Origin of the sequence: Kocuria sp. PD6 (assembly GCF_031844145.1) — a bacterium.
GTDB lineage: Bacteria > Actinomycetota > Actinomycetes > Actinomycetales > Micrococcaceae > Kocuria > Kocuria marina.
In genome coordinates this window covers 166,311-180,361 of the sequence record NZ_JAUZUS010000002.1, presented here as the reverse complement: position 1 = coordinate 180,361, position 14,051 = coordinate 166,311, and the positions used below count along the sequence as shown (strand labels likewise).

The window sequence follows — 14,051 nt, the reverse complement described above, 5'->3', positions numbered from 1 at the left end:
TGACCCGGGGATACAGTTGCGAGCGTGAGTATGCAGAGCGCCCACATGGCCATGTGGCGGACCATGAAGGGGCAGGAGAACAAGGGCCGCAAGATCAGCGGTGAAACCGTGCGACGCATCATCACGTTCGCGCGTCCCCACCGCCACGCGATCCTGGCGTTCGTCCTGGTGTCGGTGGCCCTGGCCGTTCTGGGTGTGGTCACGCCCGTACTGGCCGGGCGGGTGGTCAATGCGATCACCGGCGGGCACGACGTCTCCGTGGTGGTGTGGCTCGCGGTGGCCATCGCGGCGGTAGCCATCACGGACGCTGGACTGTCCCTGCTGAACAGGTGGCAGTCCTCACGGATCGGTGAAGGGCTCATCTACGATCTGCGCACCGCCGTGTACGACCACGTGCAGACCATGCCGCTCGCCTTCTTCACCCGCACGCGCACCGGGGCTCTCGTGTCCCGGCTGAACACGGACGTGATCGGCGCGCAGCGCGCGTTCGCCGGGACCCTGTCGGGTGTGGTGTCCAACGTGGTGTCCCTGGTGCTGACCGTAGGGGTCATGGTCACCATCTCGTGGCAGGTCACCGCGCTGTCCCTGCTGCTGTTGCCCATCTTCCTGATCCCCGCCCGGGCCATGGGTGGCCGGTTGGCCGCGTTGCAGCGTCGCTCCGCCCAATACAACGCCCAGATGTCCACGCGGATGACCGAGCGGTTCTCCGCCGGTGGCGCCACCCTGGTCAAGCTCTACAGCGATCCCGCACAGGAATCGCGGGAGTTCGCCGCCCGCGCGAACGACGTCCGGGGAATCGGGATCCGCGCGACCATGTTGCAGACCACGTTCGTCACCGCCCTGACCCTGGTCTCCGCCCTCGCACTGGCGCTCGTGTACGGCGTGGGCGGAGCGCAGGCCCTTCTGGGCCACCTGGACGCGGGATCGGTCGTGGCCCTGGGCATGCTTCTGACCAGGTTGTATACCCCATTGACCATGTTGGCGAACGCCCACATGGACATCATGAGCGCGGTGGTCAGCTTCGAGCGCGTGTTCGAGGTCCTGGACATCAAGCCTCTCATCACCGAGAGCCCCGAGGCGCGTGCCCTGCCCGAGGGGCCCGTGGCCGTGGAGTTCGATCACGTGCGCTTCTCCTACCCCTCTGCGGACAAGGTCTCGCTCGCGTCCCTCGAGGACGTGGCCGTCCTGGATTCGCGCGGCGGCGAGGAAGTCCTGCACGACATCGACTTCCGGGCGGAACCCGGCCATACCGTGGCCCTTGTGGGGTCCTCCGGGGCCGGGAAGTCCACGATCGCGCAGTTGGTCGCGCGGTTGTACGACGTCGACTCGGGCGCGGTCCGGCTCGGCGGCCAGGACGTGCGGGACACGACCTTTGAATCCCTCCGCCGCTCCGTGGGAATGGTCATGCAGGACGGGCACTTGTTCCACGACACGATCCGCGCGAACCTCGGTGTGGCCCGGGAGGGGGTCACGGACGCCGAGCTGTGGAACGCCCTGGAGCGCGCTCGGTTGCGGCACGTGATCGAATCCCTCCCGGACGGTCTGGACACCGTGGTGGGGGAGCGTGGCTACCGGCTCTCGGGTGGGGAGCGCCAGCGCCTCACGATCGCTCGCTTGCTGTTGGCCCAACCCCGCGTGGTGATCCTGGACGAGGCGACCTCCGCCCTGGACTCCACGAACGAGGCCTACGTGCAGGCGGCACTCGACGAGGCGATGTCCGGGCGCACCGCCGTGGTCATCGCGCACCGGCTGTCCACGATCCGCCAGGCGGACCAGATCCTCGTGATCGAGGCCGGCCGAATCGTGGAGCGCGGTTCCCACGAGGAACTGCTCGCACGCGCTGGCCGCTACGCGGAGCTGCACGCCACGCAGTTCGCGGCGGGCCGCAATGACGACGCCGCTACCCAGCTCGATGACGCCGCCCGGCCCAAGGAAGGCGCCGGGCCGGCGTCGTCGGCGTCGCTGGAACGCGGCACGGGCCGGGGCTGAGGCATGCCGTCCTGGGAGGGTCTGGGTGCCGAACTGGGGATCACGTCCGCCCATGCGATCGTGGTGGTGCTCTCCGCGGTGGGGATCTACGTGGCATTCCTCGTCTTTGTGCGGATCTTCGGCCAGCGGGTGCTCACGGCCATGTCCACGTTCGACGTGGTGATCACTGTGATGCTGGGTGCCGTGGCGGGGCGCGTGATCCTGGGGCACCCGCCGACACTCATGAGCGGTGTGCTGGGACTGGGCACCCTGTTCTTGCTGGAAGTGGTGTTCGGCCACCTGGGCACGCGGGCTCGGTGGCAGCGCGTGTTCAATTCACCCGCCCGCCTGCTCATGATCGGTGACCGCGTGGACGAGCACGCCCTGCGTCGCGCCCACATCACGCATTCCGAACTCAACGGGGCACTGCGTCGGGCGGGGGTGCGCTCCTACCGCGAGGTGGCGTGCGTGCTGCACGAACCCGGGGGCGGGATCAGTGTGCTGCGCCGGGGGGTTCCCATCGACCGCCGGATCCTCGCGGACGTGGCCGGGGCGGACCGGATCCCGGAGGAGTTCCTGACCGAGGACGCAGGGGGGAACACCACGCGGCTCCACCGGGTGAACCGTCACGAATCTGGAAATGGTCCGCTCACCGATGGTTTTGCGCCGTTAGGATGAAACCACGGCTACGAAGGGATACGGCCCCATGACCGATCTGGCGATCCGCTACCGCGGGGTGAGCAAAGTCTATTCGGACGGTACGGCCGCGGTGGATAACTTGGACCTGGACGTTCCCGCGGGTTCCCTCACGGTGTTCGTGGGCCCATCCGGCTGCGGCAAGACCACGTCCCTGCGGATGCTCAACCGCATGGTGGAGCCCTCCTCGGGGACGGTGGAGGTCAACGGTCAGGACGTCGCGAGCATCCCGGCCGCCAAGCTGCGCCGCTCCATGGGGTACGTGATGCAGCAATCGGGTCTGCTGCCCCACAAGACCGTGGAGGACAACATCGCCACGGTCCCCCGGCTGAACGGGGTGTCCAAACGGGAGTCCCGCGCGCACGCCCGGCAGTTGCTGGGCTCGGTGGGATTGGACGAGTCCGTGGCCACCCGGTACCCGGCGCAGTTGTCCGGAGGTCAGCAACAACGCGTGGGCGTGGCACGTGCGCTGGCCTCGGATCCGCCCATCCTGCTCATGGACGAACCGTTCTCCGCCGTGGACCCCGTGGTGCGCCAGGACCTGCAGAGCGAATTGTTGGACCTGCAGAAGCGGTTGCACCGCACCATCATCTTCGTGACCCACGACATCGACGAGGCGATCCTGCTGGGCAACCGCGTGGCCGTGTTCGCGCGCGGGGGCAGGCTCGCGCAGTACGCGACCCCGGAGGAACTGCTGCGAGCCCCCGCGGACGACTTCGTCGCGGACTTCATCGGCCGTGACCGCGGGTTCCGTTCGCTGAGCTTCGACAACGCCTCCGTGGCACTGCAGCCCGTCACGGTCCTGGTCGTGGACACCGGCGAGCGCTTCCTGGTGGGCCCCGGCAGCGAGGACCCCGCGCCGTGGCAGGCGGCGGGGGCGGTGTCGTCGTCGGACTGGGTGCTCGCGGTGGACGAGCGCCGCCACCCGCTGGGCTGGCTGCCCGTGACGGCGTCCGGAGAACCGGCCGCGCGCGAGGAACTGCGTGTGGGAGGGACCCTGTGGCACGACGGCGGGTCGTTGCGCACCGCGCTCGACGCCGCCCTGTCCTCCCCGTCCGGGCAGGCCGTGGCCGTGCACCGCGACGGCTCCGTGGCGGGCGTAGTGCCCGGCGAAGACGTGATGCGCACGATCGAAGAGCAGCGCTCGGCGCGCTACGACAGGTCGGAACGCTCGTGAACTGGCTGTCGAACAACTGGTCCACGGTCCTGGACCTCGCCGGCGCGCATCTGATCCAGTCCATCGTGCCCGTGGTCGTGGGCCTGCTGGTCAGCGTCCCGCTTGCGCGGTTGGCCACGAGCAGACGCTGGTTGCGCCCGGTGTTCGTCACGGGCTCGTCACTGCTGTACACGATCCCCTCGCTGACCCTGTTCGTGGTCCTGCCGCTGATCCTGGGCACGGGCATCACGTCCGTGGTCAACGTGATCGTGGCGCTGACCCTGTACGTGATCGCAATCCTGGTGCGCTCGTGCGTGGACGCGTTCGAGTCCCTGGACCGAGATGTCCTCCAGGCCGCCACCTCGCTGGGGTACAAACCCGTGCGCCGCTTCTTCGGGGTGGAACTGCCGCTGGCGGTGCCCGTGATGATCGCGGGGCTGCGCGTGGCCACGGTCTCCAACATCTCCATGGTCTCCGTGGGCGCCGTGATCGGCATCCAGTCCCTGGGCACCCTGTTCACGGACGGGCTGCGCCGCTCAATCGTCTCGGAGATCGTGGTGGGCATCGTGGCCACCGTGCTGATCGCGATCGTGCTGGATCAGCTCTTGCGTCTACTCGGCCATGTCCTGACCCGCTGGCAGCGTACGGGGACCACGACGGCGCGCGAGCGGCGTCGTGCCGGCGCGGCGCGGCACGACAGCGCTAACGGCCGAGTCGACCGGCCCGGGGGCGGGGACCCCGAGGGCCGCGATTCCGTGGCCGGTGCGCCCGGCGGCGCGGGCGCCGTCGCCGCGGTGGAAGCCCGGGGTGATTGCGCGTGAACCTGTTCTCGGAAGCCGCGCAGTTCCTGACCGACCCCGCCAACTGGAGCGGAGCCACCGGGATCCCGCAGCGTTTGCTCGAACACGTGGGCTACAGCGTGCTGACCATGGGGATCGCGCTCGCGATCGCCATGCCCCTGGGCCTGTGGGTGGGCCACACACGCCGCGGCGGCGGCGTGATCGTGGGCCTGGCCGGCGCATTGCGCTCGCTGCCCACCCTGGGTCTGCTGAGCCTGTTCACGCTGCTCATGGGGCTGGGGCTCATGCCCCCCATCCTGGCGCTCGTGCTGCTGGCCATCCCGCCCATCCTTTCGGGCACGTACTCGGGGGTCGCCGCGGTCTCCCCGGCGCTCGTGGACGCCGCCCGTTCCATGGGCATGACCGAGGGTCAGGTACTCACGCGCGTGGAGATCCCCGTGGCGCTGCCGGTGATCCTGGGCGGGATCCGCAATGCCGCGTTGCAGGTGCTCGCGACCGTGACCATCGTGGCGTACATCAACCTGGGCGGTCTGGGCCGCTATCTGATCGACGGGCTCGCGGTGCGCGACTACGCGCGCATGCTCGCGTCCGTGGTACTCGTGGCCGTGCTCGCACTGGCCGCGGATGCAGTACTCGCTCTCGTACAACGCCTGGTGACGTCGCCGGGCCTCAGACTGGCAGGAGATCGACCATGACACCGTCCCCCTCTACGCAGCGCACGCGCGCTGCGCGCCGTGCCCTCCGCCCCGCCGCGTGGGCGGCCATGACCGCCACGGCCGTGTTCGCCCTCACCGCGTGCGGCGGCGGTTCCGACCCGCTCGCGGAGAACTCGGGCGACGCCGCCTCAGGCGGCTCCTCGGACGCCGTCACCGTGGGCTCTGCGGATTTCCCCGAGTCGCAGGTCATCGCCGAGCTCTACGCCGGGGTGCTGCGGGACGCGGGCGTCACGGTGGAGACCAAGCCGGGCATCGGCGCGCGCGAGGCCTACGTGGGTGCCGTCAAGGACGGTTCCGTGGACGTGGTCCCGGACTACTCCGGGAACCTGTTGCTCTTCGCGGACAAGGACGCCACCGCGGCCTCCGCCGAGGACATCATGAAGGCACTGCCTTCCGCGTTGGAGGGCCAGCAGCTCTCGGTGCTCGACCCCTCCCGCGCGGAGAACAAGGACGCCCTGGTGGTCACACAGGCCACCGCGGAGAAGTACGGTCTGACGTCCATCGAGGACCTCTCCTCGGTGTGCGGGGACCTGATCATGGCTGGCCCGCCGGAGTTCCAGGAACGCGCCTACGGCGTGGACGGGTTGAAGCAGAAGTACGACTGCTCCTTCAAATCCTTCCAGCCCATCAACGACGGCGGCGGCCCCCTCACCGTGCAGGCCCTGACCCAGGACGACGCCCAGGTGGCGGACATCTTCACCACCACCCCGGCCATCCAGGACCAGCACCTCACGGTGCTCGAGGACCCCAAGAACAACTTCATCGCCCAGCAGGTGCTCCCGCTCACCGCCCCGGACCGCTTGCCGCAGAACGCGGTGGACGCGCTGAACGAGTTCTCCACCAAGCTGACCACCCAGGACCTGATCGACCTCAACCGCAAGGTCAGCGGGGACCAGCAGCAGAACCCCGCGGACGCCGCCAAGCAGTGGCTCTCCGACCACGGGTACGAGAAGGCCTCCTGATCCGCGACACCCGCAGCGACGCCGGCCGACGAACCGCCGTCAGGGTCACCTGGTGACGTCCGGAATCCACCCCACGGGGTGGGAACGCCCGGTGCTCCCCGCATGGGGAAGCACCGGGCGTTCGTCATGTTCCGTTCATCCGCGTCCGGCCGAGCGCGTTCTCCACGGCCGTGTGCGCGGTTCTGCACAGGCTTGTCCACACCCGCTGGGGATTCGCGTCATATCGCTCTGACCTGGGGTTTCAGAGGTATCGCCCCACGTGGCCCACCCGGGAACGCGCCATGGTTTCCACACTTGTGGATAACTCTGTGCACAACCTGTGGGGTGAATACGGGGTGCGGGGACGAGTCACGCGGACGTCACCTGAGCGTCGAGTGCAACCGCGCCCGTATCCTGGACGCAACCGGCCCGCGGGAACGCGGAGGCGGTCGATCCGAGCTCGGCATCAAGGGGGATCCCGGGCACCATGACTCCCCACGCACGTGACGTGCGTCAACCGAGGAGGCATTCCCGTGCTGTCCGAACCCTCGATCCCCCGGGACACCACCGATCGCGAACACGTACTCGAATCGGTGCGGGAGCATCTCGCGCTGGATACGCGCGCGACCCCCGAGGAACGCACCGTCTTCCTTGGCCGGCTCAGCCGTCAGCTGGACCGTCTGATCACCTCCTTGCACGCGGTCTACGGACCCGGGCTCGGTATCTGGGACACCGTGACCCGCGCCGTCCTCACCGCGTGGGAGGCCTATGTGCAGCGCCCCCGGGACCTCAAGGACCTGGACCGCCGCCGCGAGGACCAACTGCCGTGGTTCACGTCCCGGGAGGCCGTGGGCGGGGTGTGTTACGTGGACCGCTACGGCGGGGACCTCGCGGGGATCCGGGAGAAGATCCCGTACTTCGAAGAACTCGGGCTGACCTACCTGCACCTCATGCCCCTCTACGAGAGCCCCGCCGGCAACTCGGACGGGGGGTACGCGGTGTCCTCCTACCGCCGGGTGGACCCGGAGCTGGGGACCATGGCGGAGCTCGCGGACCTGGCGGCCGAACTGCGGGCCCAGGGGATCGCCCTGGTGCTGGACTTCGTGTTCAACCACACCTCCAACGAGCATGAGTGGGCCCGGGCCGCGGCCGCCGGGGACCCGTTCTACGAACGCTTCTACTGGATGTACTCGGAGCGCACCGTGCCGGACGAGTTCGAGCGCACCGCGCGGGAGATCTTCCCGGACGACCACCCCGGGGTGTTTACGCGCGTGGACAGCACGCCGGCGGGACGGGACGCGAGCCCCTACGACCCGGATCCCCGGTGGGTATGGACCACGTTCCACCGCTTCCAGTGGGACCTCAACTACTCCAACCCACACGTCTTCCACGCCATGGCCGCGGAAATGCTGTTCCTGGCCAACCAGGGGGCCCAGGTGCTGCGCCTGGACGCCGTGGCGTTCATCTGGAAGCAACTCGGCACCTCGTGCGAGTCCCAGCCACAGGTCCACGATCTGCTGCGCGCGTTCAACGCCGTGACGGCCCTGGCCGCCCCGGCCGTGGAGTTCAAGTCGGAGGCGATCGTCCACCCGGACGAGGTCATCCGCTACGTTCAGCCGGACCAGTGTGCGCTGTCCTACAACCCCCTGCAGATGGCCCTCACATGGGAGGCCATGGCCACCCGGGATGTCTCCCTGCTCTCCGCCGCGCTCGCCGAACGTCACGAGACGCCAGCGGGCACCGCGTGGGTCAACTACGTGCGCGGCCATGACGACATCGGGTGGACGTTCTCCGACGACGACGCCGCTCGCCTGGGTGTCGATGGCCACGACCACCGCCGCTTCCTTAACGCCTTCTACACCGGGCGCCACCCCGGTAGCTTCGCGCACGGCGTGGCGTTCCAGGGCAACCCCCGCACGGGCGATTGCCGGATCTGCGGCACCACCGCGTCCCTGTTGGGTCTGGAGACCGAGCCGGGTCCGGCCGTGGACCGGATCCTGCTGGCGCATTCGCTGGCCATGAGCACCGGCGGAGTCCCCCTGCTTTACCTGGGTGACGAGGTGGGTCAGCGCAACGACGTCCATTGGGACGAAAACCCGGACGCCGCGGACGACGCCCGCTGGGTCCATCGCCCGCGCTACCCCCGCGACGACTACGAACGCCGCCACGACCTGTTCTCGGTGCAGGGGCGGATCTTCGGCGGGATCCGGGGGATGATCTCGGTGCGCCGTGCCACCCCGGAGTTCGAGGGCACCGCGCTCATCCCGTTCATCACGCACAACCGCCATGTCCTGGGCTATCAACGTCCCGGCGAGCACAGCGTGGTGCTGTGCCTGGCGAACTTCAGCGACTGGCCCCAGTTCGTCACGGGTGAGACGCTGAGTGGTTTCCTGCCCTCGGCGACCATGCTGCACGAGAACGAGCGGGTGGACCTGCGCGGGGGGATCCTGGTGGAGGCTCACGGTTTTCGGTGGCTGCGCGTGATTCCCACCTCCTGACACCGCGGAAATCACAGCGTCACATAACTGCCCCCTAAAAGGGGGTAACTCAACGCAGATAAGCGGGCAGTGAGCGTTATCCACAACGTTTCTCCACAGGAGTGGATAAGTCACACGACTGTCATTCGACCCGGTTGGCCAGACGCTTGTTCGGTATTTACCCTGGTCATGCGTCGTTTTCTGCCGTTACCGCGCCTGCCCAGGGTGTGTGCGTCGAAACTGTGTTCGAATTGTGCACAGACTTTTCCACCCCTGTGGATAACTTTTCTCCACCTCTTGTGGACGCGTCACACTTCCCCCGGCGGAGTGACGGCTTGTCGTCTTTGCATCAGACTGAGCGTCGTAAGTTACTCGCGTGTAGTTGGTGTTCGGTGGGACGAACGCCATGGGGGGAAGCACGCACCAAGGGGGAAACATGTCTGTTCGCATCTCCGAGGTCGATTCCACCGACCACGGATTCTCGCTGCTCGTGGAGCAGGACGTGGCGGTCACCGCCCAGGAGTTCGATCTGGCCCTGGGCAGGCCCAGGGGGATGGGCCGATGGTTCGGGATCCACGTCACGTGGCCCACGTCCCCGGACGATCAACTGCCCGTGGGCTCGGCAATCGAGTTCGACGCTCCGGTGGGGCCGTTCACGTTCGACTACGTCATGATCGTCGCGGACCGCGTGCCCGGTGAATCGCTCATGCTGCGCACCACCAAGGGGTTCGCGGACATGATCTTGGAGTACACGTGGCAGCCCACGAGCTCGGGGGTGACCGTCCAGCTGCGCGCGGATTTCCGACTGCGCGGGGGGTTGTGGTGGAAGCGCCCGTGGGCCCGGATGATGGCCCATCGCCGACTTGCCCAGGGGCTGGAACGCATGCGGCGGGATCTGGCCGCGGGGCAGCCGGGCGAGCTGGCGACGTCGTCGACCGAGCATCCCTCTCGCGGCACCGGCCACGGCGTGCGGGCTGCTGCCCACGGCAGGCACGCGGGAACGCACCGCAAGGCCACGGGGCGGCGACGCGCGCAACGCGCGTGAACCGCTCGAAACGCGCTTACTACTGAGAGCTGCGCGGACGCCACCGGGACCAACGGGGGGTGTCCCGCGGCGCGCGTGGGCACCGGATTACGGGCTGAGGCGGCGCTCCATGCGCATGACCGTGACCCGGTAATCCAACCGGGGGACGGCGAAATCCACGGCACCGCGGGGCGTGTAGCCCAGACCCGTGTAGAAACGCTTGAGCACCGGGTTGTCGTCATCGCAGTCCAGGCGGGAGACGCTCCGTCCGGACTCGACGATCACCCGTTCTGCGGTGCGGATCAGCCGGGCACCCGTGCCGGTGCCCGCGAGCGAGCGGTCCACCGCGACCCCGTGGGTGTAACCGGCGGGCTCCGGCTGCTCGCCCCAGATCTCAGGATCCGCCCAGATCACACGGATGCTCGCCAGGATCAGGCCGGGCTGCACCGGGGATTCCACGACCCACCACTCGCCGCGGTCGATCTCGCGGCGCACCTCGGCGGGGTCGAACTCGCCCTCGCGCCACTGGTCGATGCCCCGGCCCTGCAACCACCGCGCCAGACGGTCCCGCAGGTTCACGATGCCCTGCGCGTGCACAGCCTGCGCGCGCGCGATCTCGAGGCCCGCGGGGTCGCCCTCGCCGGTTCGGGCCGCCGACGGCGCGTGGGCGCTCGCGGTGGCGCCGCCGGAACCGGTCGCGGTCGCGGTGACCTCCAGGGCGGTATCGGGGGTGGACATGGGCCCGAGGATAGGTCACGGCCCGGGCGGCAACGCACCGGTTGTGACGGAAGATGACGGGCTCCGTGAAACATACGCTAGTGGCTGAACGTCCTTGACCCGCCGAACCGCAGCGACGGACAGTTGAAGCATCACGCACCCGCAAAGGAAGGATGATTCACCGTGGCTGAAAAGTTCACTCTCCCCGATCTTCCCTACGACTACGCAGCGCTCGAGCCGCACATCTCGGCCCAGATCATGCAGCTGCACCACGACAAGCACCACAACACCTACGTGACCGGTGCCAACACCGCGCTCGAGAAGATGGAGGAGGCCCGCGCCAACGGCGACGCCGCCGGTGCCGCCAAGCTCTCCAAGGACCTCCAGTTCAACCTGGGCGGCCACATTAACCACTCCATCTTCTGGAAGAACCTCTCCCCGGAGGGTGGCGACAAGCCCGAGGGCGAGCTCGCCGCGGCGATCGACAACTTCTTCGGTTCCTTCGACGCCTTCCGTGACCAGTTCACCGCGGTGGCCACCACCATCCAGGGCTCCGGCTGGGCCATCCTGGCGTACGAGCCCATCGCCGGCAACCTGGTGATCGAGCAGATGTACGACCAGCAGAACGGTGTGCCCGTGGCCACCATCCCGCTGCTGCAGCTGGACATGTGGGAGCACGCCTTCTACCTGGACTACCAGAACGTGAAGGCCGACTACGTCAAGGCGTTCTGGAACATCGTCAACTGGGCGGACGTGGCCGAGCGCTTCGAGAAGGCTCGCGGCGGCGCCAAGTCCCTCATCTGATCCGAATGTGAAGTCCGCACCCCACGGGGTGCCTCGGAACCCCGCACGGCAGTTCTCGTGGCCGCGCGGGGTTTCGTGTTCCTCCGGGCGGCCGCCGCCGACGCCGCTCCCCACCTCCCACGCCCGCCCGCCCGGTCCGTGCCGCATGAGTCGGTGCGTGTCGTACCCGAGGAGAGTTCATGAAGACACCGCGTTTCCTGGTCACCCGTGAGATCCCCGAACCGGGGCCGTCCATCCTGGAGGACGCGGGCGACGTCGAGATCCGGGACGGGATGAGCGCGGACGAACTGCGCGAGGCAGTGACCGGTGGCGAGTACGACGTGGTGGTCTCGCAGGTCTCCGACCGGTTCGACTCAGAGCTGCTGAGCGAGGCGCGGATCCGGGGGATCGCGAACTACGCGGTGGGGTACAACAACATCGACGTCGCGGCGGCCGCCGAACACGGGATCGCCGTGGGCAACACTCCGGACGTCCTCAATGACGCGACCGCCAACACCGCCGTGTTGCTCCTGCTCGGCGCCGCGCGGCGTGCCCACGAGGCCGCCGAGTACCTGCGGGACGGGAAGTTCACGGGGATCGGGCCCAAACTGCTGGTCGGTCAGGACGTCACCGGGGCCACCCTGGGGATTGCGGGCATGGGCAGGATCGGTAAGGCCGTGGCCCGCAGGGCACTGGGTTTCGACATGACGGTGATCTTCACGCAGCGCCCGCCCGAGGACCGCGCGGTCTCCGACGACGAGCTGGACGACCTGGCCGGGCGGGTGCGCCAGGTGCCGTGGGACGAACTGGTCGAGACGAGTGACTACCTCTCGCTGCACGTCCCGCTCACCGAGGACACCACGCACCTGGTCGACGCGGACGTGTTGCGGCGGATGAAGTCCACCGCGGTGCTCGTGAACACCGCCCGCGGCCCCGTGGTTGATGAAAATGCATTGGTTTCGGCGCTGCGGGATGGGGAGATCTTCGCGGCCGGTCTGGACGTGTTCGAGAACGAACCCGAGCTCGCGGACGGGCTGGCCGATCTGCCCAACGCGTTCTTGCTGCCGCACGTGGGCTCCGCAGAAGTGAGCTCACGGGCGGGGATGGCTCGCAAGGCCGCGGAGAACGCCGTGGCCATGGCCCGCGGTGAGAAGCCGCCGTACGAGGTGACGCCGTAGCGTCCCGCCCCCTCGGGGCGTCGCGCGGAGCGTGAACTCACCACGAGCGGCCCTGCGTCACGCCGACATCGGTGTGGCCGCGGGTGGGAACACCGGTCAAAGTGCGTGCTCGCCGCGGAGGTGGGCAATCACTTGCGCGGTGGCGCGGACGGCGCTGTCCACGTGGGCCTCGGTCGTCTCGCGGCCCAGGCTGAACCGCACCGACGTGGTGGCGAGCTCCGCGGGGATCCCCAGGGCCGTGAGCACGTGGGAGGGCTCGCTGGAACCGGCCGCGCACGCCGAGCCCGAGGACACGAGCACCCCCAGGTTCTGGAGGTCCACCAGGACGGTTTCGCCATTGACGCCCGGGAAGCAGAAGGACGCGTTGGTCGGTAGTCGCGTGATCCCGTTCCGTCCCGACGTCGCTCCGACGGTTGCTGTCGCACGGCCGGCCGGCGGGATGAGGCCGTCGGAGGTGATCGAGGCTGGCGGGTCGACGGAAACGGCCGGTTCCGCGGACGCAGCCGGGCCGTCCGGAGTGGCCGGGGTGGCACCGCCATTGCCGAGGCCGCCCACAACGTTCCGAGGATCCTGGCCGGTCAGGATTGCGTCCGGTACGGAGTTCAGGATGCCCGAGATCAGTCGGTCACGCAGGGCTGTCGAGCGGGCCGCGTAGGCCACCCGTTCTCGCTCGGCCAGCTCCAGCGCCACCGCCAGGCTCACGGCGCCGGCCACGGTGGAGGTTCCTGAACGGCGCCCGCGCTCGTGACCGCCGCCGTTCAGCAGCGGGCGCAGCGGGGTGCCGCGCTTGAGCCACAGCAGGCCGATCCCTGGCGGCGTGCCGATCTTGTGTCCCGCCAGCGTCAGCGCGGCCACTCCCAGGTCTTCGACGTTCAGCGGCAGAGTGCCGGTCGCTTGCACGGCGTCCGTGTGCAGTGGAACCCCGTACTCCGCCGCGATCTCCGCCAGGGCGCGGATGTCCTGGACGGTCCCCACCTCGTTGTTGGCGAGCATCACCGACGCCACGGCCACGGTGGTCGGATCGGAGGCGCTGCTGCTCCCGGGAGGGGCATGGGAGGCGACGCCGCGGGAAGGGGCGGCACGGTCGGGGAGGGTGCGAGCGGCGTCGTCGGACACGAGGGCGGCGCGGAAGGTGTCGGGGGAGAGCGCACCGGAGGGATCGACGGGCAGTTCGAGCGTCTCGAAACCGTCGTGCCGGGCGAGTGCGCGGGCGGATTCCAGGACGGCGTCGTGCTCGATGGCGCTGACCAGCACGCGGTGACGCGAAGGCTGCCGCTCCCGGCGGGCCAGGGCGATGCCCTTGACCGCCAGGTTGTCCGCCTCGGTACCGCCGGAGGTGAAGATGATCTCACCCGGGCGGGCCCCGAGGACCGCGGCAACGCGCTGGCGGGCGTCCTCGAGGGCGCGGGCGGCGCGCTGGCCGCGCTCGTGATGACTGGACGCGTTACCGAACCCGCCGGTCAACCACGGCCACATGGCCTCGAGCACTTCGCGGCGCGGGGCGGTGGTCGCCGCGTGATCCAGGTAGATCATGATGTGACCTCTCGTGATGACGGACATGTCGTGCCCGTGACGGGCGATGAGCCGGACTGTAA

General features: G+C 68.9%; 12 protein-coding genes. 10 read left to right on the top strand and 2 right to left on the bottom strand.

Features of this window, described 5'->3' with window-relative positions:
• Window positions 1–24 precede the first annotated feature (24 nt).
• The 8 genes from Q9R22_RS02355 to Q9R22_RS02320 all read left to right on the top strand — a co-directional run bounded on the left by Q9R22_RS02355 (window position 25) and on the right by Q9R22_RS02320 (window position 9,799).
• On the top strand, window positions 25–1,989 hold the full coding sequence (locus Q9R22_RS02355) for an ABC transporter ATP-binding protein (protein ID WP_396415659.1): 1,965 nt from the start codon (window positions 25–27) through the stop codon (window positions 1,987–1,989).
• A 3-nt stretch (window positions 1,990–1,992) separates the two neighbouring features.
• Complete coding sequence (locus Q9R22_RS02350) at window positions 1,993–2,646, top strand: DUF421 domain-containing protein (RefSeq protein WP_165489759.1); 654 nt, start codon at window positions 1,993–1,995, stop codon at window positions 2,644–2,646.
• A 28-nt stretch (window positions 2,647–2,674) separates the two neighbouring features.
• Window positions 2,675–3,841, top strand: coding sequence for an ABC transporter ATP-binding protein (locus Q9R22_RS02345; protein ID WP_131332084.1), 1,167 nt, complete (start codon window positions 2,675–2,677; stop codon window positions 3,839–3,841).
• On the top strand, window positions 3,838–4,641 hold the full coding sequence (locus Q9R22_RS02340; protein WP_242670543.1) for an ABC transporter permease: 804 nt from the start codon (window positions 3,838–3,840) through the stop codon (window positions 4,639–4,641). Before Q9R22_RS02345 ends, Q9R22_RS02340 begins: the two co-directional genes overlap by 4 nt.
• A complete protein-coding gene (locus Q9R22_RS02335) occupies window positions 4,638–5,315 on the top strand; it encodes an ABC transporter permease (RefSeq protein ID WP_131332085.1) in 678 nt (225 codons plus the stop codon). The genes Q9R22_RS02340 and Q9R22_RS02335 overlap by 4 nt, the downstream gene beginning before the upstream one ends.
• Window positions 5,312–6,298, top strand: coding sequence for an ABC transporter substrate-binding protein (locus tag Q9R22_RS02330; protein ID WP_085108219.1), 987 nt, complete (start codon window positions 5,312–5,314; stop codon window positions 6,296–6,298). Before Q9R22_RS02335 ends, Q9R22_RS02330 begins: the two co-directional genes overlap by 4 nt.
• A gap of 512 nt (window positions 6,299–6,810) precedes the next feature.
• Window positions 6,811–8,775, top strand: coding sequence for an amylosucrase (locus Q9R22_RS02325; RefSeq protein WP_131332086.1), 1,965 nt, complete (start codon window positions 6,811–6,813; stop codon window positions 8,773–8,775).
• A gap of 415 nt (window positions 8,776–9,190) precedes the next feature.
• Window positions 9,191–9,799, top strand: a complete 609-nt coding sequence (locus Q9R22_RS02320; RefSeq protein WP_131332087.1) for a hypothetical protein — start codon at window positions 9,191–9,193, stop codon at window positions 9,797–9,799.
• A gap of 87 nt (window positions 9,800–9,886) precedes the next feature.
• Here the strand turns inward: Q9R22_RS02320 and Q9R22_RS02315 are convergent, their stop codons facing one another.
• Complete coding sequence (locus tag Q9R22_RS02315) at window positions 9,887–10,516, bottom strand: N-acetyltransferase (RefSeq protein ID WP_131332088.1); 630 nt, start codon at window positions 10,514–10,516, stop codon at window positions 9,887–9,889.
• 162 nt (window positions 10,517–10,678) lie between these two features.
• On the opposite strand from Q9R22_RS02315, the gene Q9R22_RS02310 reads away from it, so the two are divergent.
• Both Q9R22_RS02310 and Q9R22_RS02305 read left to right on the top strand, forming a co-directional pair.
• Window positions 10,679–11,299: a superoxide dismutase gene (locus tag Q9R22_RS02310; protein WP_035962724.1), complete on the top strand. Its 621-nt coding sequence runs from the start codon at window positions 10,679–10,681 to the stop codon at window positions 11,297–11,299.
• 179 nt (window positions 11,300–11,478) lie between these two features.
• Window positions 11,479–12,456, top strand: a complete 978-nt coding sequence (locus Q9R22_RS02305; RefSeq protein ID WP_131332089.1) for a D-glycerate dehydrogenase — start codon at window positions 11,479–11,481, stop codon at window positions 12,454–12,456.
• A gap of 96 nt (window positions 12,457–12,552) precedes the next feature.
• On the opposite strand, the gene Q9R22_RS02300 is transcribed toward Q9R22_RS02305, so the two are convergent.
• Window positions 12,553–14,016 (bottom strand): cysteine desulfurase family protein, encoded by a 1,464-nt coding sequence (locus Q9R22_RS02300; protein WP_242670545.1) that lies wholly within the window; start codon window positions 14,014–14,016, stop codon window positions 12,553–12,555.
• Between the last annotated feature and the right edge of the window lie 35 nt (window positions 14,017–14,051).

What these genes read in the sequence shown, in the direction of transcription:
- Q9R22_RS02330 (WP_085108219.1), top strand. Translation starts at nt 5,312, where the DNA reads ATGACACCGTCCCCCTCTACGCAGCGCACGCGCGCTGCGCGCCGTGCC.
- Q9R22_RS02300 (WP_242670545.1), bottom strand. Translation starts at nt 14,016, where the DNA reads ATGTCCGTCATCACGAGAGGTCACATCATGATCTACCTGGATCACGCG.
- Q9R22_RS02345 (WP_131332084.1), top strand. Translation starts at nt 2,675, where the DNA reads ATGACCGATCTGGCGATCCGCTACCGCGGGGTGAGCAAAGTCTATTCG.
- Q9R22_RS02305 (WP_131332089.1), top strand. Translation starts at nt 11,479, where the DNA reads ATGAAGACACCGCGTTTCCTGGTCACCCGTGAGATCCCCGAACCGGGG.
- Q9R22_RS02315 (WP_131332088.1), bottom strand. Translation starts at nt 10,516, where the DNA reads ATGTCCACCCCCGATACCGCCCTGGAGGTCACCGCGACCGCGACCGGT.
- Q9R22_RS02350 (WP_165489759.1), top strand. Translation starts at nt 1,993, where the DNA reads ATGCCGTCCTGGGAGGGTCTGGGTGCCGAACTGGGGATCACGTCCGCC.
- Q9R22_RS02320 (WP_131332087.1), top strand. Translation starts at nt 9,191, where the DNA reads ATGTCTGTTCGCATCTCCGAGGTCGATTCCACCGACCACGGATTCTCG.